Raw genomic sequence first — 23602 nt, forward strand, 5'->3', positions numbered from 1 at the left:
AAGACGGTGAGGGAGGACGCACGATGACCAGTGGACGGCGCGACGAGGAGCAGCGCGAGGGCGGCTCTGCCGAGAACGCCCAGGTTGGGGCCAGTCTGGATGCGGCCAAACAGTGTGAAACCGACCGGCACGTAGATCGGTGTGGTGCCGACCGGGACGCAGATCGACATGGGGAGAAGCCGTACGGCACGCAACGATCCGACGATGCTGGTGCCACGCCCGGACGGTTCCGGGACGATCGGGGCACCCCGGTGCAGATCGGTGAGATCCGTCGAGTGGTGAGCCTCGTCCCCTCACTCACCGAGGCCATCGCCGCCACCTGCCCACAGCTTCTGGTGGGCTGCACCGACTTCTGTGTGCGCCCACCAGACATGGACGACGTGGTCGGTCATGCGGTGCGCCGGGTGCGGGGCACGAAGAACCCGGATCGTGCCGCGATCGCCGAACTGCGTCCCGATCTCGTCATCGCCAATGACGAGGAGAATCGCGCCTTCGACGTCGAGAAGCTGCGCGCCGGCGGTGTTCCGGTGTGGGTGACGCACATCCCCACTGTTCCAGACGCCCTCACCAGCATGGCACGGCTGTTCGACGTCCTGGGGTGCGCCGAGGAGCCGAGCTGGCTCACCGCTGCACGCCAGGAGTGGCAGCCCCCGTCCGACGGCCCCAGGCTCACTGCCGTCGTGCCGATCTGGCGCGACCCGTGGATGTGCATCGGCCCGAACACCTATGCCGCCGACGTGCTGGCGCACTGTGGAGTCGATCTGGCACCACTGCCCGACGACGGTACGCGCTATCCGCACGTGGAGCTCGAGACGATCCTGGAACTTGGCGCCGACCGCGTCATCCTGCCCGACGAGCCCTACTCCTTCGGCCCCTCCGACGCCGCCGACCTGCCCGGTTGCGACGTGCGATTCGTCGACGGTCAGCGTCTGGTGTGGTACGGGCCCATGATGGTTGGTGCTCGGTCCCAGCTGACGTCAACTATGCGTTGACCGGCCAAACGTGCCACAATGTGCCGTATGCCCTGTTGGGCCGTGCCTCTGTAGCTCAGTAGGTAGAGCGCCGCTCTTGTAAAGCGATGGTCGCGGGTTCGATTCCTGTCAGAGGCTCCATTGGCCACCTCGGCCGTATCGGCAAGGACAACCTCGTCGGTAGGTCGGTGCGTGCGCACCGTCAAGTGGGACGGCTACCGGCTCTGTCGCCCATCGGATTGGGCTTCTCCCCACCTCCCCGGGCAATCCTTGCCGCTGGGAGTCCTGGGTGCGAGATGATGGATCCATGGCACACAAGATGAATGTCGAGAGTTTCAATCTGGATCACACCACGGTGGCAGCACCATTCGTGCGGGTGGCAGACGTCAAGCACCTACCTGTCGGCGACACCCTCACCAAGTACGACGTGAGGTTCTGCCAACCCAACCATGACCATCTGGAGATGCCGGCGGTCCACTCGATCGAGCACTCCTTTGCCGAGTGCGTGCGAGACCACAGTGAGTCGGTCATCGACTTCGGTCCGATGGGTTGCCAGACCGGGTTCTACCTCATCATGGTCGGTGAGCCCGACGTTCCGGCCGTCTGCGATCTGGTGGAGATGACCTTCCGCGACATCCTGAAGCTCGATGCCACCCCGGCTGCCAACGAGGTGCAGTGTGGTTGGGGAACCAATCACTCCATCCATGCTGCGCAGGAGGCTGTTCGCACGATGCTGGATCGACGCGATGAGTGGGAACAGGTGACGGCCTGATCGAGGATGGAGGTACTCCCACCGGCACCTGACAACGGCGCGGAAGTACACTGAACCGTTCCACTTCCTGCGACGACGGAGGATTCTGCTGTGATCGACCTCACCGACATCCTGCCCCTGGAGGCAATTCGGGTGGAGGCGTCGGCCTCCGACTGGCCGGCAGCCATTCGTGCTGCTGGCGAATTGCTGGTTGCCACCGGTACGGCCACCCCGGAGTACACCGAGGCCATGATCGACAACGTCAGGCAGAACGGTCCCTACATTGTCGTCGCTCCCGGATTCGCACTGGCCCACGCCCGGCCCGATGGGTCGGTACGACACACCGGGATGTCCTGGGTCCATCTTGACGAACCGGTGGCCTTCGGTCACCAGACCAATGATCCCGTCACCATGGTGGCCGGACTGGCCGCCAGTGACGCTTCGGACCATCAGGACGTCCTTGCCGCGCTGGCGACCGTCCTGGCAGATCCCAGCAGACGTACGGCCTTGGAGACGGCACACACCGCCCAAGACGTCGTGTCAATCCTGTTGGGGAGGAACGACTCGGACGGTGGACGGCAGGCCGCATCGCCCGCCACCACGACCTCTCGGAATCTCCTGCTCACCGTCTGCGGGAATGGGGTGGGCACAAGCCTGTTCCTCAAGAACACCACAGAGCAGGTTCTGGATGCCTGGGGATGGATGCCGTACCTCGGCGTCGAGGCCACGGACACGATCTCGGCCAAGGGACGGTGCAGCGAGGCCGACGCGATCCTCACCTCCGGTGCCATCGCCCAGACCCTTGGGGAGCTCCCCATCCCGGTGGAGGTCGTTGACGACTTCACGTCGATCTCCGAGGTGGACGCTGCGCTGCGTCGCATCTTCGACGTCTGATCACCAACCGTCCACACAGCCCTGCGTCACACCGAAAGTCACCCATGAGCATCGTCCTGGCCATCGTCCAATTCCTTGTCAACGAGGTCCTCAGTGTTCCCGCCTTCCTCATCGGCATCATCACCGCCATTGGTCTTGCAGCCATGCGCAAGGGGGTCGGGCAGGTTGTGGGAGGTGCCATCAAGGCTGTCCTCGGTTTCCTGCTCATCGGGGCTGGCGCCGGGTTGGTGGTCAACTCCCTGAACCCACTGGGCACGATGATCGAGGGTGCTCTCGGCGCTCATGGAGTCGTTCCGACGAACGAGGCGATCGCCGGCATTGCCCAGCAGCAGTACGGGTCGCAGGTCGCCTGGATCATGCTTGCCGGATTCCTCGTCTCGCTGGTACTGGCCCGCGTCACGCCGTTGCGATACGTGTTCCTCACCGGGCATCACATGTTGTTCATGGCGACCCTCATCACGATCGTCATGGCCTCTGCCTCGATGCCCACCCCGATCGTCATCGGACTGGGATCCTTGTTGCTGGGCACACTCATGGTGAGCCTTCCCGCCCTTGCGCACCCCTTCACCCGCAAGGTCACCGGTGGTGAGAACATCGCCATCGGGCACTTCGGCACCTCGGGGTACATCGCCTCCGCTGCGACCGGGCGTCTCGTGGACCCGCATGGGCGGAGCCGTTCGACGGAGGAGATCAAGGTTCCCGAGGGTCTGCGATTCCTGCGCGACTCAATGGTGGCGACAGCCCTGTCCATGGTCCTCATGTACGTCATCATGGCCATCGTCTTCCTTGCACGACGTGGCAGGACGGTAGCTTTCACAGCCTTCCCCGATGGGGCCACCGGGATCGGCAACTACATCATGTCGTCGGTGACCGAGGGCCTCGAATTCGGTATCGCCGTCGCCGTCATCCTGTTCGGCGTGCGGACGATCCTCGGTGAGCTCATCCCGGCATTCCAGGGCATCGCCAAAAAAGTTGTGCCGGGGGCGGTCCCAGCCCTCGACTGCCCCATCGTCTTTCCCTATGCCCAGAACGCGGTGCTCATCGGATTCATGTCCTCATTCATCGGTGGTCTGATCGGGCTGACGCTCCTTGCCGCCTTGCTCGGACCTGCCTTCGGACTGGCATTGATCCTTCCCGGCCTGGTGCCTCACTTCTTCACCGGTGGCGCAGCGGGTGTCTACGGCAATGCGACCGGAGGACGCCGCGGCGCCATCGCCGGAGCCTTTGTCAATGGCTTGCTCGTGACGTTCCTGCCGGCCTTCCTACTCAAGGTGCTGGGATCCTTCGGATCGGCGAACACGACTTTCGGAGACGCCGACTTCGGATGGTTCGGCATCCTCATCGGTTGTGGTTCCCGGGCCGGTGTCGTGCCGGGAGCGGTCATCCTCACCCTGATCGGCGCCATCATTCTGCTGTCTGCCATTGCGGTGCAGAAGAAAGTCGTCGAGAGGGGATGGGATCCAGCTCCGGCTCGGAGCGCCGCAGGTGATGGTGCCGTCACCAGCACTGGCGAAAGCATTACCGCACCCGGCGGGGAGAATGTCCCGGTGCCCTCGTCCCGCAGTCGAATCCCGCGTCCTGCAGGAGCCCCGAGACCTCCCTCCAGGCAGGATCTCGGGTTGTGACACCGCGCAGCCGGTGTGACACCCGAGCGTTCACCTGAGCAGGTCGTGTCGATTCGTTGACCGCTGACAGCACAGCGAGCCACGGTTGCCCATGTCGGGGATGTGGCTGGCTGCGTCACCGACGAGATTCTCCTTTCACTGCGGGTACGAATGTCCGCAGTGCATGATTCGTTGGCCCAACATCGGTGATCTCTGCCCCGGCAAATCTGGCGGTGACCTTTCCCCGTCCTGGACCTTTCCCCAGCAGATGACGGAAAGGTGCCCCGCGACTGTTGGGTCGCGGGGCACCTTTTGTGGATCACCTAGGAAGTCACATGACTTCTGATGATTCCTGATTCAGTTGTCACACACCGGTGGCGGGCAGCCCGGGCTCCACGCAGACATCAGCCTTACCAGCCTTGTCCTTGGCCACGGCACCATGCTTGTCGGCAGTGGCGCCCTGATCCGGCACGCAGGTCGTGGGAACGACGACGCAGGGTTTCCCGTTCTCGTCGGTTCCACCCTGGCCTGGCACGCAGGCCGTGGGAGTGCTGCTCGGAGCCGGAGTCACGCTGGGTGTCGGGGTTCCACACGGCTTCCCGTTCTCGTCGGTTCCACCTTGGCCTGGCACGCAGGGTGTCGGGGTCGGGGTGACCGACGGAGTCTCGCAGGGGTTGCCGTTCTCGTCGGTTCCGCCCTGGCCTGGCACGCAGGGTGTCGGGGTTGGGGTCACGCTGGGCGTGTCGCTTGGCGTGGGTGTTGGGGTGTCCGACGGGGTCGGTGTGGGGCTGTCGGAGGGTGTGGGGGCTGGTGTGATGCAGTCCTCGGAGGTGTCTCCTGGCAGGCATGGAGTGGGCTCCGGGGTGGGAGTGTCACTCGGGGTCGGCGTCGGTGTGACCGACGGGGTTGGTGTCGGGGTGTTGCAGGGGTTGCCGTTCTCGTCGGTTCCGCCCTGGCCTGGCACGCAGGGTGTCGGGGTTGGGGTCACGCTGGGCGTGTCGCTTGGCGTGGGTGTTGGGGTGTCCGACGGGGTCGGTGTGGGGCTGTCGGAGGGTGTGGGGGCTGGTGTGATGCAGTCCTCGGAGGTGTCTCCTGGCAGGCATGGAGTGGGCTCCGGGGTGGGAGTGTCACTCGGGGTCGGCGTCGGTGTGACCGACGGGGTTGGTGTCGGAGTATCAGATGGTGTGGGTGTGGGTGTCGGCTTCTGGGCGGCGTCCCAACTCACAGACACCGAGGCGCTGGACTCACTGTCGTCTGAATCAATGATGACCGTCGTCTGACCGTGCTTTTTGCCAGACTTCTCAAAGAGGACCTTGCCGGACAGATTGGACTTCTTCACCGAGGTGCTGATGGTGGCCGAGCCGGCCGGGGCATCGGCGGGCACCTTGAGGTAGAGATCCTTGCCGACCGGGGCCTTGGCCTTGTCGATGGCGTTGCCGTCGGCGTCAACGATCTCCCAATCACTGGCGGGATCGCTCACGGTGAGAGGCAGCGTCTTCTCGGTGCCACCGAAGCGGATCGGACCGACGGGCTGGCCAGCGACCCCAGTCCCTGAGGGGCCGGTGACGGTGACTTCCGCTGCCTTCTTGTCCGAGGTGTCCAGTGGGGCGCCGGTGTTCTTGGGGCCAGTGAGGTAGCTGTAGAAATCCTTCAGATCCTTGGTGACATCTTCGGGCAGGTCAGATTCACTGTTGGTAACCGGGTCATAGGCGGCAGCACTCTGGAGGTCGCGGTTGTCCACGTAGTGGAGTAGCGCGGCGTGAGTGGCAGAAATGGCTTCAGGCCTGGTCAGGTTGCTGACTCCTGAGTCAGCCCTGAGCTGGTCGAGGTCCTTCGTCGGGTAGCCGTTCTCGGTCACCCATTGGGCTTCCTGCTGACGATCCTTGTCATTCGTGATCGGCAGCGGGGTTCGCTGATTCTCGGCCTTGAGTCCGCTCCAGTCCTCCATAGTCAAGGTGGTGGCGGGGTTTTCCTCAACCGTGTAGTACTTGATCCCAGGTTCGATGCAGTATGTGTATGCATATTTACCTGGGGCAATCTCCACAGTCTGGATCAGATCTTCGATTGCATGTCTGGGATCCCCGGTGTGCGGGGTGGGGACGCTGTAGTGGGTTCTGTACCCCACCATCTCCTTAAAGTTGGAATGCTTTACAAAGTTGATTGGTTTGGGGTATCCCTCGGAGAGTCCCGGATTCACGGGCTGGTCGGCGTCTCCGGGGGCTGCGTTCGCCTGGGCCGGTGTCAGGAAACCGGCACCACCGACGAGCGCGGACAACACCCCCAGACCAGCGTTGATCAGTACCTTGCGCATGGCGCCCTTTCTGTGAGCAGGTAGGAACTTGACCTTCGCTGTTGCCATGCAGCATGCCTCTGATGGTGAGTTTCACGGATGTTTACCGAGAGTTCAGAGGCCAATACGCTGATCATGAAGCACACACCGGGGTCAGGTTGTTAGACCCGAGTGACTGTACATACTTTCAGAGTAGGGTGTCAAAGCTGTATTGGCATACGAGTATGGCCCATCCGGTATCAGATGAGAACGAAAGTCAATGCCTGTCTGACACAAATCGAGAGCACCGATGAATCTCCTTGTCGGACGGCAATGGCCTCCCGCAGTGCAGCTAGGGCTGTCGGATGCGTCAGGAACTCGTGGGGAGCGGGACTGCGATGCGGGTGTCGTGTGACTGGCTGACAATCTTGTGGTGATGTATGGAATCACAAGGGGTTCTTCTTTTAACATACTGAAGAAGTGGAAGCAAAAACTCGACCATCACGTGAAAGTATGAGATTTGTCACATACCTGGTGAGGCGATGAACCCCTCGCAGTCCCCATTGAGCTGTACCTGCTCACCCGCGGGGATCCAGGCGGCCATACCGTGCACCAACTCGTCGGTGCCACTCGGGCTGGTGCACACGACATAACCCCCCGTCACCAGGAGGATTCGTGGTTGATCGGGGCGCGGCGCCATTGCTGGTTGATCGACGTCAAGGTCGAAGCGATACAACTGGAACTGCGGGTACTGCGTGTCATAACGTCCCATGCCGGCTCCCACACCCACGAGGTCGACCAGGTCGATGGGTTGCGTGACGAAATTGACGATCGAGATGAGCCGGTCGATGTCGATGTGCTTGTGGGTGAGCCCACCGCGCACGACGTTGCTCGAGTTGGCGGCAAGCTCCACCCCGGTGCCAGTGAGGTAACAGTGCAGGGTGCCGGGATCCACCAGCAGCGCATCCCCGCGGTGCAGATGACGGTGATTGAGCAGCAGAGCGGCCAGGATGGACGGATCTGAGGGGTGGTGCTCGTCCAGGGCAACGGCAGTGCGGGCGAACACACCCAGCTCTCCCTCGTCATCCACATGGTTGACGGCGGCTGACGCTACCTCGCTGACCCATGCCTCGCGTTCCGGTCCACCGCTCAGACAGTCGAGGAACACCTCGGCCAGGCCGGCGGAACTGCGGCGTTCGGTGAGCGGGCCGATGACCTGGTCCAACGAAGCATGCACGTCGAGTGCATCGAAGAGGGTGCGCGTCTGGATCGGGTCGCGGAAGCCGTGCAGCACGTCCACCTCGTCCATGGCGACGAAGATCTCCGGTTTGCCCCACGGATCCAGAAAGGTGCGATCGGGGGAGTCCAAGGTCAGGCTATGCTCGTTGTCGGCGGCGAACCCCTCCCAGGCCTGTTCGTCAGTGGGGTGGGCCTGCAGACTCATGGGGCGTGCCGCGGAGACGATCTTCATCATGTAGGGCAGTCGTTCTTCGAACCGCTGCCCAGCTGATCCGAGCTCATCGGGATGCACGTGAAGGTGCTGCGTCAACGGTTCACCACTGCTCAGCTGCGATGGCGCCAGGGGGTGGGCGCCGAGCCAGTACTCGGCCTGGGGGTTGCCGTCCGGTTCGGTGCCCAGGATGGTGGGGACGCCGGTGGTGCTTCCCCATGCGTACTGTCGAATGCTGCCTGTCAGACGCTCCATCGCCAGTCCTCCCACGTGGACACCGGTACCTCAATCCTGCCACGACCATCCGGCGAGGTGCGCAGCACGCCCGTCGCACCACGTGAGGAGGATGCGGGTCGGTCAACCCGAGGCCGATGGCCGACGTGCGCCTGCCGCACCACATGGTCCAGGAAGCGGAGACGTACGTGCGAGGAGCGTCGAGATGTCCGGTCCGGTTGGGGCATGTCTGGCCCGGCCGGAGCCGGAATCTGCCAGAGACCTCGCTACGCTCAGACGATCCCGGACGATCCCGATGCGCCCAGGCAATCCTGCTGCGCCTGGACAATCCTTTGTGGGCGATCCCGTTGTGCCCATGGGGCTGTTGCGCTCATGGCACCATCCCGATGAATTCGTGGGCACAATCCCTTTGCACTCATGGGGTGCGAGTGCTAAAAATGATCTTGGCACTCGTACCTGACGAGTGCTACCGACTGGAGCGATGTTGCGAGTGTCGATCCGGTCGGGGACCCGGTGATGAGATCACCTGATCGTCCGTCGCGGGCATCACGGGGCAACAACGCGAGGCCGACACCTCGCAGTACATCTGACGTCCAGGGCACACAGCCCACCGGAGCGGAGGACTCCCCCAAACATGGCGAAACTCATTGAATTCAACATCGAGGCCCGCCGCGCACTCGAGCAGGGCATGAACACCCTTGCCGACGCGGTCAAGGTCACTCTCGGCCCCAAGGGTCGCAACGTCGTCCTGGAGAAGTCCTGGGGCGCACCGACGATCACCAACGACGGCGTGTCGATTGCCAAGGAAATCGAGCTCGAGGACCCCTACGAGAAGATCGGCGCCGAGCTTGTCAAGGAAGTTGCCAAGAAGACCGACGACGTCGCTGGCGACGGCACCACCACTGCCACCGTCCTGGCCCAGGCCATGGTGCGCGAGGGGCTGCGCAACGTTACCGCCGGCGCCAACCCGATGGGTCTCAAGAAGGGCATCGAGACCGCCGTCGAGGCCATCAGCGCCCGACTCTCCGAGATGGCCATCGACATCGAGACCAAGGAGCACATCGCTGCCACCGCCACCATCTCGGCCGGTGATCCCAGCGTCGGCGAGACCATTGCCGAGGCCATGGACAAGGTCGGCAAGGAAGGCGTCATCACCGTCGAGGAGTCGAACACCTTCGGCATCGACCTCGAGCTCACCGAGGGCATGCGTTTCGACAAGGGCTACATCTCGCCCTACTTCGTCACCGACACCGAGTCGATGGAGGCCGTCCTCGAGGACCCCTACATCCTCATCGTCAACTCCAAGATCAGCTCGCTCAAGGACATCCTTCCCGTCCTGGAGCAGGTCATGAAGTCCGGCAAGCCGCTGCTGGTCATCGCCGAGGACGTCGAGGGCGAGGCCCTGGCCGGTCTCATCGTCAACAAGATCCGTGGCACCTTCAAGTCCGTCGCCGTCAAGGCCCCGGGCTTCGGTGACCGTCGCAAGGCCATGCTCGCCGACATCGCCATCCTCACCGGTGGCCAGGTCATCTCCGAGGAGGTCGGCCTGTCGCTCGACGCCGTCACCCTCGACCTGCTCGGCAAGGCCCGCTCGGTGCGCGTCACCAAGGACGAGTGCACCATCGTCGACGGTGCTGGCGACGCCGAGCAGATCGCCGGCCGCGTCACCCAGATCCGCAAGGAGATCGAGAACTCCGACTCCGACTACGACCGCGAGAAGCTCCAGGAGCGTCTGGCCAAGCTGGCCGGCGGCGTCGCCGTCATCAAGGTCGGTGCCGCCACCGAGGTGGAGCTCAAGGAGCGCAAGCACCGCATCGAAGACGCCGTGCGCAACGCCAAGGCTGCCGTCGAGGAGGGCATCATCCCCGGTGGTGGAGTCGCGCTCATGCAGGCATCCAAGGCCGCCACGATCGAGGGCTTGGAGGGTGACGAGGCCACCGGTGCCCAGATCGTCCTGTCCGCCTGCTCCGCCCCGCTCAAGCAGATCGCCACGAACGCCGGTCTCGAGGGCGGCGTCATTGCCGAGAAGGTCGCCAACCTGCCGGCTGGTGAGGGCCTCAACGCTGCCACCGGTGAGTACGTCGACATGGTCAAGGCCGGTATCATTGACCCGGCCAAGGTGACGCGTTCCGCCCTGCAGAACGCGTCCTCCATTGCGGCCCTGTTCCTCACCACCGAGGCCGTCATCGCCGACAAGCCCGAGCCTGCTCCGGCGGCCCCCGCCGGTGATCCCGGCATGGGTGACATGGGCGGCATGGGTGGCATGATGTGACGTGCCATCGGCAATGCTGATCTGACGCAGTGCTGGTACAGACACAGCGCTGGTACGGACATGGGGCGGCTCGGTTGGGCCGCCCCATGTCCGTGTCTGCAGATCTACCCCGTGTCCTGCCGATCTGCTGTGCCTCCCGATCTGCCGGGGCGGGAATGTTTTCCGGCTGAGGGGCCATCCAGTGCCAGCCGATCGCGTCCAGGACATGCAATGTGGCTTCCCGATGGGTGATGGTGAGTGATAATTGATGATCTCCCAGCGTCACTGCCCGGCGTGTGGTGCCGTCGGTGAGCACCGCGCACACCGTTGGGCGCGCCAGTCCCAGTACTGGACGGGAACGATCACGACAGAAGGACGACGATGAGCACACTGCCGCACGGTGCGGATGAGACCACACGACTGGTCCGCGACACCCCACCCTCGGGCCCGCACCGCGGAATCGGTGCCATTGCCGCCGTCGCCACCCTGGGCTCCCTGCTCTTCGGCTACGACACCGGTGTCATCTCCGGTGCCCTGCCCTACATGTACATGCCCGGTTCCGCCGGCGGGCTGGGACTCACCGCCGTCCAGGAGGGGGCGATCGGTGGAATCCTGCTCATCGGAGCGGCCATCGGCGCCATGGTCGGGGGAGCGATGTCCGATCGGTGGGGGCGGCGTCACAACATCACCACCCTTGCCATCATCTTCCTGCTCGGGGCCCTGGGGACGACGTTCGCTCCCACCGTGGGCATGGTCTACCTCTTCCGCTTCGTCCTGGGATTCGCCGTCGGTGCCGCCTCGGCCACCGTGCCGATATATCTCGCCGAGAGCTCTCCCAAGCGTATTCGCGGAACGGTCGTGGCCATCGACCAATTCATGATCGTCACCGGCCAACTACTGGCCTTCACCATGAACGCCGTCATCAACGCCGCCCACGGGGGGCCGCAGATCACGGTGCGGCGCAATGGCAATGCCGATCCGCTCGGCATCACCCCGGGCCCACATTCCTGGGACGAGGTTCTTGGCCTGCAGACCTCCAAGGGTGGCCCACTCGACGAGACGACCTACCATGCCTTCCTCGACAACCTCGTCATCTCCTCGGGCAACGGTGCGGCGTGGCGATGGATGCTCGTGCTGTGCTCCATCCCAGCCATCGCCCTGTGGATCGGCATCCGCCTCATGCCCGAGTCGGCCCGCTGGTACCTGTCCAAGGGACGCCTCACCGACGCCATCGGGGTGCTGAAGCGCGTTCGGGACGAGGCCAAGGACGGCCCCATCCAGGACGAGATCGAGGAGATGCTCGCCGCCCAGCGTCACGAGAAGCAGGATGCCCACCAGGGGCATGCCCTGGCACATGTGTGGCGCACACCGTGGCTGCGCAAGCTGCTGTTCGTCGGCATCTTCCTGGCCATCGTCAACCAGGCCACCGGCGTCAACACCGTCATGTACTACGCCCCCAAGGTACTGGAGTACGCCGGGATGACGACCTCGGCCTCCATCACCGCCCAGGTGGGCAACGGCGTCATGTCGGTCATCGGGGCAGCAGCCGGGCTGTGGCTCGTCTCCCGATTCAGCCGTCGCAGCCTGCTCATCTTCGACGTGACGGCTGTGGGGGTCATCCTGCTGGCCATTGCCGCGACCTTTCACCACGCCATCGCCTCGCACATCGCCGACGGGACGACGCCACCGCCCTGGGCGCCGTACCTGGTGCTCGTGCTCATGGCGGTGTTCATGCTCGTCGTCCAGTCGACCAATGGCACCGTCGTGTGGACCATGCTCGGTGAGATGTTCCCCTCCCATGTGCGTGGCGTCATGAACGGAACGGCGATCTTCTTCATGTGGATCGTCAACGCCGCCATCACCTTCACCTTCCCCGCAATGATGGCTGGGCTCGGCGGCAGCGTCACCTATCTCGGCTACGGGCTGCTCAACCTCGTCATCGCCGTGGTGCTGGTGAGGATCATGCCGGAGACCCGGGGCAAGTCCCTGGAACAGATCGAGACGGAGATGGAGCAGCGGTACTCCTGAGCCGGGTCGCAGCCATCGCGTCAGCCCTGACCCGCGGGCTCACCCGGTACCATGCCCGGGTGAGCACCTCGCCCAGCAACCACCCCTCCCCGCAGACGTCAAGCCCCGGTGAGGCACGTGACATCACCTACTGCGACGCCTTTCTGGCGCACGCCTCGCGGCTGCCGCCCATGATCGTCATCGTGGCGTCGTTGGTGATCCTGGCCGTCGGGCAACTGATCGTCTCGGTGCCAGCCACCGCTCTCCTTGACACCAACCCGGCACCGCGGACGAGCTCGGTGGTGGTGCTCCTCTCGTTCTGGGGGGTGTGGCTCGCGCTGTGGGCATGGATGCGATTCGTCGACGGACGCCCGGTGCGTGCCCTGGGGCTGGAAGGCCGACGCACCGAGGTGTGGATCGGTCTGGTGATCGCGCTGGTTGTCCTGGGTGGAGATCTCGTCGTCATGACGGCGGCTGGGCAGGGCCGGCTGCACTGGGCCCACCCGCACCCCGCCCAGATCTGGCAGGTTCTCGGTCTGGCCGTGCTCTTCGTCATCCAGGGCAGTGCCGAGGAGGTCGTGCTGCGCGGCCATCTCATGCAGACCGTTGCGGCGCGGTGGGGCATCATCGCCGGAGTTTCGATCCAGGCCGTGCTCTTCGCCGTGCTGCACAGTGCCAACCCCGGAGTGTCGGTCGTGGCCGTGGTCAACATCGCCCTGTTCGGCCTCATGCTCGGCGTCCTCGTGCTGTGGCGGGGCAGCCTGTGGCCAGCAGTGGGATTCCACGGGGTGTGGAACTGGTTGCAGGGGCCAGTGCTGGGATTCGACGTCTCCGGGATGGATTTCGGTCAGACGATCCTGCGCCAGACACACCCGGCAGCTGCATCGACGCTGTGGACCGGCGGAAGTTTCGGAGCCGAGGCAGCGCTGTCCACCACGGTGTTCCTCGTGGTGGTGACCAGTCTTCTCATCGTGGTGTGGCGGTCCGGGAAGATGCCTGGGAGGCCCGCGCACCTGTCGAACTGAAATCCTGCGGATACTTCGCAGGCCACTGGGGGTGCTCGTGGACGGCCACGATCCCCGCAAGGGATTCCAACGTGGAGATCTGGTATTCCATGGTTGACGCCGCGGCACGGCTCAGCCCGGCCAGGATCATGCCCTCGGGCCCGTCCATCGCGGCCACCGAGTTGACGTGCCACGCATTGTCATAGGGCAACCAGCCGTTCTTCACCCGTCGATCGACGGTGTGCGGAATGGCAGCCGTCATTCCCCAGGTCTGCTCGTCGTCCACGTGGCCCAGCAGGTTGATGGCGTAACGCCGCATGGATTCGGGGATGATCGGGTTCTTCATGGCGAAGTGGCTCATGATGACCACCTGGTCGCGGGCAGTGGTCGTCGTGAGCCCCCAACCCTGGGTCGAGGGCGTGGTCTGGTCGGCCCCCATGGAACGCAGCACCTTCTGCACCGCAGGGGCCTCACCGACTCTCGTCCACAGCTCGGTGGTGGCGTCATTGTCGGACTCGGTGATCATCGGCTCGATGAGCGACTTCTCGGTGGCGGTGAGGTCACGCCCCTCCCGGTGGGCCTGGACCATGACGGTGGCCATCACCGAGAGCTTGACGACACTCGCCGTGATGTAGGGATCATGACTGCCGGTGTCGAAGGCATAGATCGTGGCGCAACCGGGATACCGCATGGCCACCGCAGCGCTGCCGCGGCGATTCTGCATGTAGCTGCTCAAGCTGGATTCGTAGCTGAACCTCTCGGTACGTCCCGGAGCGGCCGGATCCTTGCCACGGGGGCTTGAGCACCGCAGGGAGGCTGGTGTGGCAACGCTCGGTGTCGGGTTGGCGACAGTTGGTGAGCTCGCAGCGATGGTGGGCCGGGCCGACGCGCTCAGAGCTGGTCGTACCGTGGGCGAGGGCAGGGCGTCGTCCGATCGACTCGGACCGTGCTGGGCCCCGCAGCCAGCAAGCAGTGACAGACACACCAGGCAGACGGCGCCGCGAGTCGGTGCCCGACGCAGGGTGTGGTAGAGCGCGGTGCGCCCGGCGAGATGATACGGCTGCACGTCATGGCTGGCCGGGGCGAGTGGCACACGCCGGTGGCCGCGCAGAATCGCCCTGTGCCGTATCACCCTGTGTCGCATGACCACGCGCGGCGATGCATGCCCGTTCTGCTCCCCGGGCTGTGCTGCATGCCCGGTCGGCTCATGATGTGGCAAACGGATCACGGCGTCACCCCATTCCTGCCTCACCGCTCAACTCCGCGGAGTCGATGATACGGTACGAATACCCCTGCTCGGCCAGGAAACGTTGCCGATGCGAGGCGAACTCGGCATCCACGGTGTCCCGGGAGACGATGGCGTAGAACCGCGCCGTGCGGCCTTCCTTGGGGCGCAGCAGCCGCCCCAGTCGCTGGGCCTCCTCCTGACGTGACCCGAATGCCCCCGACACCTGGATGGACACCTCGGCACTGGGCAGGTCGATGGAGAAATTCGCCACCTTGGAGACGACGAGCAGATCGATCTCCCCGTCGCGGAACTCTTGGTAGATCCGCTGACGCTGCACCGAGGACGTGTGGCCAGTGATGAGCGGACAGTCCAGTTGCTCGGCCAATTCCTCCAGCTGATCCACGTACTGGCCGATGATGAGCGTCGGTTGACCGCGATGTCTGAGAACCAGCTGCTGGACGACGCCGTTCTTGCTCGGCTGGGTGGCCGCCATCCGATAGCGTACGTCCGGCTCGGCCAGAGCGCAGGCCATCCGCTCGCCATCGTCGAGTGTGACGCGTACCTCCACGCAGTCCGCCGGGGCGATGTAGCCCTGGTTCTCCAGTTCCTTCCACGGCGCGTCATAGCGTTTGGGGCCGATGAGGCTGAAGACGTCGTCCTCGTGACCGTCCTCCCGCACCAGGGTTGCCGTCAGTCCCAGCCGTCGTCTCGCCTGCAGATCTGCCGTCATGCGAAACACCGGCGCAGGCAGCAGGTGCACCTCGTCGTAGATGACGAGTCCCCAGTCGCGGGCCTCGAAGAGTTCCAGGTGGGGATGCACGCCGTGCCGCTTGGTCGTGATGACCTGATACGTCGCGATGGTGACCGGGCGTACTTCCTTGCGGGACCCGGAGTACTCGCCGATCTCGTCGGGAGTGAGGGTGGTGCGCCGCACCAACTCGTCCTTCCACTGTCGGGCCGAGACGGTGTTGGTCACCAGGATGAGCGTCGTGCAGCGAGCCCGTGCCATCGCAGCAGCTCCCACGACCGTCTTGCCAGCTCCACAGGGCAGCACGACGACGCCGGATCCGCCACTGAAGAATGAGTCCGCAGCAAACTTCTGGTACTCCCGCAGCTGCCAGCCGTCCTCGTCCAGGGCAATGTCGTGGTGTTCCCCGTCCACGTACCCAGCGAGATCCTCGGCTGGCCACCCCAACTTGAGCAGGGCCTGCTTGAGGGTGCCCCGTTGGGAGGGATGCACGATCGCCGTGACCTCGTCGATCTGCTCGCCCACCAGACCGCGCACCTGCTTGGAGCGAAGCACCTCGGTGAGGACTGCCTTGTCGGTGCTCAGCAGCACGAGACCGTGGGTCGGATGTTTCTCGATGCGCAGCCGGCCGTACCGGCTCATGGTGTCGGTGACGTCGATGAGCAGGGAACTTGCCACCGGGTAGCGCGAGTAGCGCATGAGGACGTCGACGACCTGCTCGGCATCATGGCCGGCAGCCATCGCATTCCACAGCCCCAGCGGGGTGAGCCGGTAGGTGTGGATGTGCTCGGGGGCTCGCTCCAGCTCGGCGAACGGGGCAATGGCATGACGGCACTCGTCGGCCAGGGGATGATCGACCTCCAGCAGCAGGGTTCGGTCGGACTGGACGATGAGGGGACCAGGAACGTGAGACATCCTGTCAATTATGACTCAGTCATGGCCTGGTGGGCACGGGGTGCGGAACGGAGACGGCGATTCGCCGGGGAGCTGACAGCCCAGCCCAGAGGCGGCAATGGCAACGAGGATCGTGGCTGGGGCCAGGGGTCACTGGCCTGGTCTGGTGGGGTTTCCCGGCGATTGCCGGGGAGTCTGGTGCCGCGCTGGAGCGCTCCGTCCCGCAGATGGACGTGATGCGTCATCGGGTGGTGCACTACCCGTGACGGTTGGTGTCGGATGGGCAGTTGATGTCGGGTTGGCGTCGGGCGACGACGTGGAACGTGCCGTGTCACTGGGGCTGGGAGTCGCAGACGTGCTGGGCGATTCCGACGTGTCCGGCTCCGGGGTGTTGTGCCCTGAGGCGCTCGGCGTGGTCGTGGGGGAGGGCGACTGACGACGTTGTGACGAGGAGGTTCTCGGTGTGGTACCTCGCCGTCGCGCGGCGTGTGAATGGCGGGGGCGTGGGGCGCGATGACGCCGGGGGCTGGTCCTCTTCCGCTCGTCCTGCTGTTCCTCGGAGCCCTCCCGCTGCTGGGAAGACGTCTCTGGTTCACCGGCTGCCCCGGAATCTCGATGGTCCACCGGAGGCGGGACGACGAACAGTGCCCGCCACGGGCTGTGAACCTGGGTCGGAGTGACCGCAGCCACCTGCACCAGCACATGATCTGTCGAGGTGGGCCACGGAATCGTCGCCGTGGTCTGCGCGATACGTGCCATCTGACGTCCGTCCACCGTGACGTCGTACTCCAAGCTCTCATCGCTGCGTGGAGCCTGCCAGGTGAGGGTGAAGGACTGGGCATCATTGTGGGCCAAGGTCAGATCCGCCACCGCCGGGGGCACCGAACGGGGACCGGGCGGAGGGCTTGACGTCCATGCCGGTGCACTCACCGCGGAGGAGGCCGGCACGGAGTTCTGCGGTGGGGCAGTGGAGTGTTGACGCAGGGCGACGATGGCTGCGACCACCCCGAGGAGGGTGATCCCAGCCGCCGTAGCGGTAATGGCTCGTGACCCCACGCCTCAAGCCTAGGAGATGCGGGGTGTCTGCACAGCACAATGGTCAGGACCATCGCCGCTGAGCCAGCATGGGCACATCTGGTGCAGAGACGTGCGCCGTCGCGAGATCGCGCGGTCAGGCGCTCTCGAGGCGAGCCCGCACCATTCGTGGCAGGGGGATGATTCGCATCCCGCCACCACCACGGTGCACACATCGGGCGGCACCGCTGGCCACCGCCAGCACCCGCACGACGCTCTGACGAGCCTGGCCGGAGTCGTCGACGTGGTCCAGACGTACCCAGGCGCCACGGCTCTGGGCCTCGCGCAGCAGGCTGGCGATCTCGTCCGTGCTGCTTGCCGACGGTTCCGTGCTGGCAACCAGAGCCTCGGCCACCGTCTGTGGGTCGACCGGCTCGGAGGCCGGTTCCCGGGCGGGTGTGCGGAATCGTGCCGGGATCGGGGAATTGAGCACCGTGCCGTGCTGATCGCGAGCCACCGGGGCGAGTCCCTGCGCACGCAACGCAACCAAGGTCACCTCGGGCTCTGCCTGGGCGATGAGCAGGGTGGGGGCCACTCGACGCAGACCGAGCTCGCTGGCCTGGTCGCTGCGCAGCAGTATCTCAGCCGACGCCGGGTCGTCCACCTCGATGAGGCACGATGCAGCGGACACCGACACCCTGCCGTGGTCACGCACCACGTCGTCGAGCAGGATGAGCAGGCCCTGCGGCACCGCGGTCATGGAATGCTCCGCCCACCAACCACGAATCTGCTCCCGTGTCCAGCCGGCGTCCAGACCACGGCGCAGCGAACCACGGGAGAATCGTCGGACACCGGCAACCCCTGTCGACTCCCGATCGGCCAGCAGAGCGAGGTCACGAGACATCGCCGGGGTGAGTGGCCCCGGGGCGACGACAGTGAGGTCGGACTGCAGGATGAGATCGGTACCGGGCTCAGGCATCCCCGGATCGCTCCGGTCGTCGGCCAACCGGCTGCGACGCCCCAGGGCGATGACTCCCAACAGCGATGCCTCGTGCAGCACCGCGTCAATGACCTCGCGGGCCTCGGCGACCGGCCAGGTGGGGTGGAACCAGGCCAGCCTCTCGCTCACCTTCTCGGTGTCGACCGGTGTACCCACCGGTGCGCTGGCGATCTGGGTGACGATCTCGCGCCGCCACGTCTGGGCGGTGGCCGGTGATGGGGCATCGAGTGAGTTGGAGAGCTGTCCCGGGGTGCCTGTCATGGTGAGCCATGCGTCGTGCAGGGCGAGCCATCGTTGCCACAGGGTGGACTCACTCCAGTGGTCGGAGGCTTGGCTGGGAAGCCAGCCCCGGGCGTCGGCCCCCAGCAGATCGGCGCTCACGGCGAGCCACAGGTGGAACCAACCGTCCTCGCGTCGGCACACTCGTGACAAGGCCTTGAACCCGTCACGGCGAGCCATGCCGCCGTTTCGCAATCGGGCAGGATGCATGTGGTCGACGGCCTCGAGCAGAGCAGACATGGCGCTCACGGCCTCCAAGGCCGTCCCGATGGCGGCGGTGCTGACACGATCGGGGTCCTGGGCCTCGGGCCAGGCGGGCGGCTGAGGGGCCACGACGTCGGGGAAGAGCCTTCCACGACGCGCGTGCAGGGCAACCTCCCTGGGCAGGATGACGGTGTGGTCGTCCACGGGACGCAACAGGTGATGCGCCAGAGCCAGCTCGACCGGAGTGGTGGCGTCCTGTGGGGAGAGTGGCCGGTTGGCGTGGGGCAGTCGGCCGGTGGGGCTCCAGGCGAGCCGTTCGATGACCGGGATGACGGCGGGGCCAGCAGCCGCCAGCCGTCCGGGGACGTCGTCAATGACCGTGGTGCTGCGTGGCGCCAGTCCGGCGGGGAACGGCCCCAGCAGGCCTGCCGCGGCTCCCACCACGTGCACGGTGTCGTGGTCCTCGAGCAGCAGGAGGATGGTCCCGAGGTCGTCAAGGGTCGTGTCGACGTCTGCCTGGGTGGGCAGAAAAGCCGTGCCCGGCCCTGGCGACGCGGCTGGCCGGTCTGGCCCATCAGTGGTGTCACGGCCTTCGTCCGATTTCCTCTGCTCCTCACTCCTCGGGCAGGTGTCGGCCGTGCATGCCATGACGATGTCGCGGCGCGGTACGTCGCCCAGGGCGACGGCGGCGGTGAGTACGCGCAGCTGCCAGGCATCGAGGGACTCCACGGCCGCCCGTGTCGAGGCTGCCGTCGTGGCGCGCTCGGCGAGGTCGGGCAGGGACCGTGGCGCCGGGTTGGCGAGATCGGGGCGCAGAGTGAGCAGCTGGGTGAGCTCCTGGGTGGACAGGCTCCGCAGTTTCCCGGCAACAGTGATGGCTGAACTCACGGGATCTCCGGGGTGAGTTCTCGGTCGGCAAGGATGAGGCTCAACGGAGCCATGACGAGGGCGCCGATCTGACACACCCAGCAGATCTGCTCGAACGTCGACCTGGTGGGTGAACCGATCACGACGAGCGTCACCATGACGACTCCCAGCACTCCGACGAGCTTGCGCAGTGCGGGACCCATGACGGGATTCGTCATGGCGAAGCAAGCCACGACGAGGGCGCCCAGCGGAGCCGTTCGCGGCACCAGGTGCAGGAGGAATCCGACCATCATTCCCCACCCCAGCACGAGCACCAGATCGGTGATGTCACGGTGGGCGCTGTGCGGGGTCCCGGTACCTCGCCAGGAGGCAGGGATCCGCTGCCACAGGCCCTCGGGTGCAGCATCCTCCGGCAGGGGCTGTTCGACGGCGGCCGACAGGTGGAGAGCATCCGTGGGACGCTGGCTGGCTTCCCCCGACGCGGTGGAGAGCTGGGAGGTCATGACGCGCAGCGGCTGGTGTGGATCCACCTGGCCGGTCATGTGGTCGTGAAGTGTCTGCGTCGTGGGAAACGCCGCAGTGGGATCACGATGTGGCCCGCTGCTGGGCACCACGTGTTCCAGGGCCGGCCCCTGGGCGGGGGTGTAGGCCGTCGGAGGGGTGGGCGGGTCGAGGACCGGCATCGCCGTCGGGGCGACGTCCTCCAGGGGGGCGGTGTCGGGCATGGCCAGCCCGTAGGGGGCCGGGGCAGCTCCGAGAACGTTGATGACAGAGCCGATGGGAGGGTTGTGGTGCGGCGGTGGACAGGTGGGCGGGGTGGTTTCACGACCGGTCGAATCGGGGCTGATCGGATCGAGGTCGGTCGAGTCGGATGGTGCAGCAGTCGGTGCGCACGCATGTCTCGGGTGCTCAGCGGGGCCAGATCGTGCAACCATGCCCACCATCCTAGGTGTGTCCGGGAAAATCCCGAGTCGTCCGGGGTGAGTCATCGTCCAGGGCTGGTCATCGTTGGGTGACGATGACTCACGGGGTTGGTTGGCACACACACTGGGGCTGGTTGGTGTTCATGGGGTTGGTGGGCGCCGCATCCACGGGGCGGCTGGTCGTGATTCTGCTTCGCCGGTCGCAGCGTCCCCTATACTGACTCTCCAATGACGAGTCCACGGGCCCGGCGCGCCAGGTGAAGGATCACCGGACGCACGGCATTGAGCAATGACGCTCGGACGCATGGGCAATGGGCACCCGAACACGACACGGAGGAGAGGCCATGGAGGTCATCATCTGCAAGGACACCACCGAGATGGGCGAGATCGCCGCTCGTCACATCATCGCCGTGCTCGCCCGGAGCACGCATCCGGTTCTGGGGGTGGCCACTGGTTCCTCCCCGCTGTCCACCTACCAGGCCTTGGCTCGGCTTGCCAAGGCCGACATGGCCGATTTCAGCAACCTCTCCGCCTTCGCCCTGGACGAGTACATCGGTCTGAGCCCCGATGACGAGCGCTCCTACACCGCCACCATCAAGCACACCGTCACCGAGCAGCTGGGGCTCGACCCTGCCAACGTCCACGTGCCGGAGGGCTCGGCGCGCGACCTCGTCGCAGCATGTCAGAACTACGAGAAGGCGATCAAGGCCGCCGGCGGGGTGGACATCCAGATCCTCGGCATTGGTGGCAACGGCCACATCGGTTTCAACGAACCGAGTTCCCCGTTCAGCTCTCGCACCCGTGTCATGACACTCGCCCCGCGTACCCGTGAGGACAACCAGCGGTTCTTCCGTGCCGACGAGGCCGTGCCCACCCATTGCCTCACCCAGGGGCTGGGGACGATCATGGAGGCCCGTCATCTCGTCCTGCTCGCCAATGGTGAGGCCAAGGCCGGCGCCATCGCTGCAGCCGTCGAGGGGCCGGTCAGTGCCATGTGTCCGGCGTCCGTGCTGCAGTTCCACCAGCAGGCAGTCGTCATCGTCGACGAGGCGGCGGCGTCCAAGCTTGTCAACGCCGATTACTACCGCCACGTGCAGAAGAACCAGCTCGATGGGTGGGGTGTCGCCGGCCAGCGGGGCTGATGCGATCCACTGCGCGGTGGAGTTGGTTTGCTGCTGCCGGTACTCTTGACATACTGTCCGGACAATCGAGTGTTTCGGGCGATGACGTATTTCGTGACGACAGGAGTGAGCCAGAGATGCCAACCGGTAAGGTGCGTTTCTACGACGCTGCCAAGGGGTTCGGTTTTCTGACCAAGGATGGCGGTGGAGACGTCTATGTCAACGCGCAGGCGCTGCCGGACGGCGTGTCGGCGCTGAGGCCCGGTCAGCGAGTCGATTTCGGCATCGTCGAGGGGCGACGTGGTGAGCAGGCGCTCTCCATCCAGGTTCTCGACACCCCGCCGTCCGTCTCGAAGGCTGCGCGCAAGCGTCCGCAGGAGATGGCGGTCATCTGCGAAGATCTCATCAAGATGCTCGACCGGATGGGCAATGGCTACCGACACGGGCGTCACCCAGATCCGCGCAGCGCCGAGCGGGTGGCCAAGATGCTGCGGGTCGTCGCCGATGAACTGGAGCTGTGATGAGCCAGACACCTTCCGAACCAGTCGCCGCCAACCACGAATCGGCCGCTGAGGCTGAGAAGGAGCCGGCCAGGCCGCGTCGTCGCGCACGCGCGGCGGCCAGGCCCAAGGCTGATCCCACCATTGCCAGGGCAGTCGACGAGGCCCGAGAGGCAGCCGAGTTCGAGGCCAGGGATTTCGGTGTCGGTGACTACCTGGGAGCCGTCGTCGACGGGGAACGGATGCTCACCCACCTGTTCGAGTGCACCCATCCGGGATATCGGGGATGGCGCTGGGCGGTCTCCATGGTGCGCGCCTCCCGGGCCCGCAACGTCTCCGTCAGTGAGGTGTGCCTCATTCCCGGTGACGACTCCCTCGTCCCCCCATCATGGGTGCCGTGGCGGGATCGTCTGCAGCCAGGCGACATCGCCCCCGGGACACTGCTGCCGACCCCGGACAACGACCCCCGCCTGGAGCCCGGCTACACCGGGGGTGAGCTGGCCGCCGATGAGGACCCGGCCGAATGGGCGGCGACTCGCGCCATTGTCTCCGAGCTGGGGCTGGGAAGGGAACGCCTGCTGTCCCAGGCCGGACGAGATCGGACAGCCGAACGGTGGATGAAGGGCACGGGCGGTCCCTCCGACAAGTCCACCAAACATGCCCCGCATCCCTGTCAGACGTGCGGCTACTTCGTGCGGCTGTCCGACAGTCTGGGACGGATCTTCGGGGTCTGCACCAATGAGTACGCGCCCTTCGACGGGACGGTCGTCCACGTCGAGCACGGCTGTGGTGGCCATTCCGATGTCGTCGAGAAACATACGGGAATCGAGATTCCCGAACCGGTCTACGACACGATCGACACCGATCAGTCGATCTTCTCCGAGTGATGCCGCCCACACCCTGATCCTGCCCACCCCTGATTCGGCTGGGGCTGGTCGGCATCCACGACGAGTGCCCCCGGTCTCGGGGGAGGCACAGGATCGGATGGTACGGGCTCTCGGATGGACGGGCTCTGGCCGGGGCCGCTCTCAGTGGTCGCGGATGGCGTTCGTGCGGCCGCGCCGCCGGATTGCGTACACCATCCCACACAGTCCCAGAACAGTCGCGGACACGCAGATCCACAGCCAGTCCCGATAACCTGCCTCGGTGAGGGCGTCCAGCCGAATCCAGCACACGAGACTCGCCACGGCGAACAGGACGGTCCCGATGATCGAGACCATCACGCCGTCCTCGTCAAGGGGAGGGACCGTCGCCTGCACGAGGAGGGGGCCCCGCGACGATGTGTGCGCATCTGCGGTGCTGACGACGTGCTTCTGGCTGTTACCCACGCCACCATGGTAGCGGCGGAGTCTGCTCGACAGACGAGCTCTCGCCAGCCGAGCACTGTCG

Annotated in this window: 18 protein-coding genes and 1 tRNA gene; 11 read left to right on the plus strand and 8 right to left on the minus strand. The window is 65.4% G+C overall.

Annotated elements, in window-relative coordinates; translation table 11 throughout:
• Positions 1-251 precede the first annotated feature (251 nt).
• From ACP8JZ_RS01895 to ulaA, 5 genes are all read left to right on the plus strand, one after another.
• Positions 252-992 carry a helical backbone metal receptor gene (locus ACP8JZ_RS01895; RefSeq protein WP_484482782.1) on the plus strand — a complete coding sequence of 247 codons (741 nt, stop codon included), beginning with the start codon at positions 252-254 and terminating at the stop codon, positions 990-992.
• Positions 993-1036: 44 nt separating this feature from the next.
• Positions 1037-1112, plus strand: a tRNA-Thr gene (locus ACP8JZ_RS01900).
• A gap of 148 nt (positions 1113-1260) precedes the next feature.
• Complete coding sequence (locus tag ACP8JZ_RS01905) at positions 1261-1743, plus strand: S-ribosylhomocysteine lyase (RefSeq protein ID WP_484482609.1); 483 nt, start codon at positions 1261-1263, stop codon at positions 1741-1743.
• 90 nt (positions 1744-1833) lie between these two features.
• Complete coding sequence (locus ACP8JZ_RS01910; protein WP_306516818.1) at positions 1834-2616, plus strand: PTS sugar transporter subunit IIAB; 783 nt, start codon at positions 1834-1836, stop codon at positions 2614-2616.
• 44 nt (positions 2617-2660) lie between these two features.
• On the plus strand, positions 2661-4241 hold the full coding sequence (gene ulaA, locus ACP8JZ_RS01915) for a PTS ascorbate transporter subunit IIC (RefSeq protein WP_484482610.1): 1581 nt from the start codon (positions 2661-2663) through the stop codon (positions 4239-4241).
• 343 nt (positions 4242-4584) lie between these two features.
• Here ulaA and ACP8JZ_RS01920 read toward each other — a convergent pair whose 3' ends face one another.
• On the minus strand, positions 4585-6579 hold the full coding sequence (locus ACP8JZ_RS01920; protein ID WP_484482611.1) for a thioester domain-containing protein: 1995 nt from the start codon (positions 6577-6579) through the stop codon (positions 4585-4587).
• A gap of 433 nt (positions 6580-7012) precedes the next feature.
• Positions 7013-8194 (minus strand): mannose-6-phosphate isomerase, class I, encoded by a 1182-nt coding sequence (gene manA / locus ACP8JZ_RS01925; protein WP_484482612.1) that lies wholly within the window; start codon positions 8192-8194, stop codon positions 7013-7015.
• Positions 8195-8807: 613 nt separating this feature from the next.
• Between manA and groL the strand changes: the two genes are divergently transcribed.
• From groL to ACP8JZ_RS01940, 3 genes are all read left to right on the plus strand, one after another.
• Complete coding sequence (gene groL / locus ACP8JZ_RS01930; protein WP_306517892.1) at positions 8808-10445, plus strand: chaperonin GroEL; 1638 nt, start codon at positions 8808-8810, stop codon at positions 10443-10445.
• A gap of 399 nt (positions 10446-10844) precedes the next feature.
• Positions 10845-12452: an MFS transporter gene (locus ACP8JZ_RS01935; RefSeq protein ID WP_484482783.1), complete on the plus strand. Its 1608-nt coding sequence runs from the start codon at positions 10845-10847 to the stop codon at positions 12450-12452.
• Positions 12453-12511: 59 nt separating this feature from the next.
• Positions 12512-13456: a CPBP family intramembrane glutamic endopeptidase gene (locus ACP8JZ_RS01940; protein ID WP_484482613.1), complete on the plus strand. Its 945-nt coding sequence runs from the start codon at positions 12512-12514 to the stop codon at positions 13454-13456.
• Here ACP8JZ_RS01940 and ACP8JZ_RS01945 read toward each other — a convergent pair.
• The 5 genes from ACP8JZ_RS01945 to ACP8JZ_RS01965 form a co-directional block, all read right to left on the minus strand.
• Positions 13398-14528: a serine hydrolase gene (locus ACP8JZ_RS01945; RefSeq protein WP_306517539.1), complete on the minus strand. Its 1131-nt coding sequence runs from the start codon at positions 14526-14528 to the stop codon at positions 13398-13400. The two genes, ACP8JZ_RS01940 and ACP8JZ_RS01945, sit on opposite strands and share 59 nt — an antisense overlap.
• Before the next feature lie 139 nt (positions 14529-14667).
• On the minus strand, positions 14668-16326 hold the full coding sequence (locus ACP8JZ_RS01950) for a DNA repair helicase XPB (protein ID WP_484482614.1): 1659 nt from the start codon (positions 16324-16326) through the stop codon (positions 14668-14670).
• A 129-nt stretch (positions 16327-16455) separates the two neighbouring features.
• Positions 16456-17361 carry a hypothetical protein gene (locus ACP8JZ_RS01955; RefSeq protein ID WP_484482615.1) on the minus strand — a complete coding sequence of 302 codons (906 nt, stop codon included), beginning with the start codon at positions 17359-17361 and terminating at the stop codon, positions 16456-16458.
• Between the two features lie 115 nt (positions 17362-17476).
• Positions 17477-19690 carry a helicase-associated domain-containing protein gene (locus ACP8JZ_RS01960; RefSeq protein ID WP_484482616.1) on the minus strand — a complete coding sequence of 738 codons (2214 nt, stop codon included), beginning with the start codon at positions 19688-19690 and terminating at the stop codon, positions 17477-17479.
• Positions 19687-20604 carry a hypothetical protein gene (locus ACP8JZ_RS01965; protein WP_323459059.1) on the minus strand — a complete coding sequence of 306 codons (918 nt, stop codon included), beginning with the start codon at positions 20602-20604 and terminating at the stop codon, positions 19687-19689. The genes ACP8JZ_RS01960 and ACP8JZ_RS01965 overlap by 4 nt, the downstream gene beginning before the upstream one ends.
• Before the next feature lie 332 nt (positions 20605-20936).
• Between ACP8JZ_RS01965 and nagB the strand changes: the two genes are divergently transcribed.
• The 3 genes from nagB to ACP8JZ_RS01980 all read left to right on the plus strand — a co-directional run bounded on the left by nagB (position 20937) and on the right by ACP8JZ_RS01980 (position 23100).
• Positions 20937-21734, plus strand: a complete 798-nt coding sequence (nagB, locus tag ACP8JZ_RS01970) for a glucosamine-6-phosphate deaminase (RefSeq protein ID WP_484482617.1) — start codon at positions 20937-20939, stop codon at positions 21732-21734.
• 116 nt (positions 21735-21850) lie between these two features.
• Positions 21851-22234, plus strand: a complete 384-nt coding sequence (locus ACP8JZ_RS01975; protein WP_023035012.1) for a cold-shock protein — start codon at positions 21851-21853, stop codon at positions 22232-22234.
• Positions 22234-23100 carry a DUF3027 domain-containing protein gene (locus ACP8JZ_RS01980; protein WP_484482618.1) on the plus strand — a complete coding sequence of 289 codons (867 nt, stop codon included), beginning with the start codon at positions 22234-22236 and terminating at the stop codon, positions 23098-23100. The genes ACP8JZ_RS01975 and ACP8JZ_RS01980 overlap by 1 nt, the downstream gene beginning before the upstream one ends.
• 141 nt (positions 23101-23241) lie before the next feature.
• Here the strand turns inward: ACP8JZ_RS01980 and ACP8JZ_RS01985 are convergent, their stop codons facing one another.
• Positions 23242-23472 carry a DUF2530 domain-containing protein gene (locus ACP8JZ_RS01985; protein WP_323458838.1) on the minus strand — a complete coding sequence of 77 codons (231 nt, stop codon included), beginning with the start codon at positions 23470-23472 and terminating at the stop codon, positions 23242-23244.
• Between the last annotated feature and the right edge of the window lie 130 nt (positions 23473-23602).

The sequence above is a fragment of the Cutibacterium sp. LaCa_286 genome (assembly GCF_057198075.1).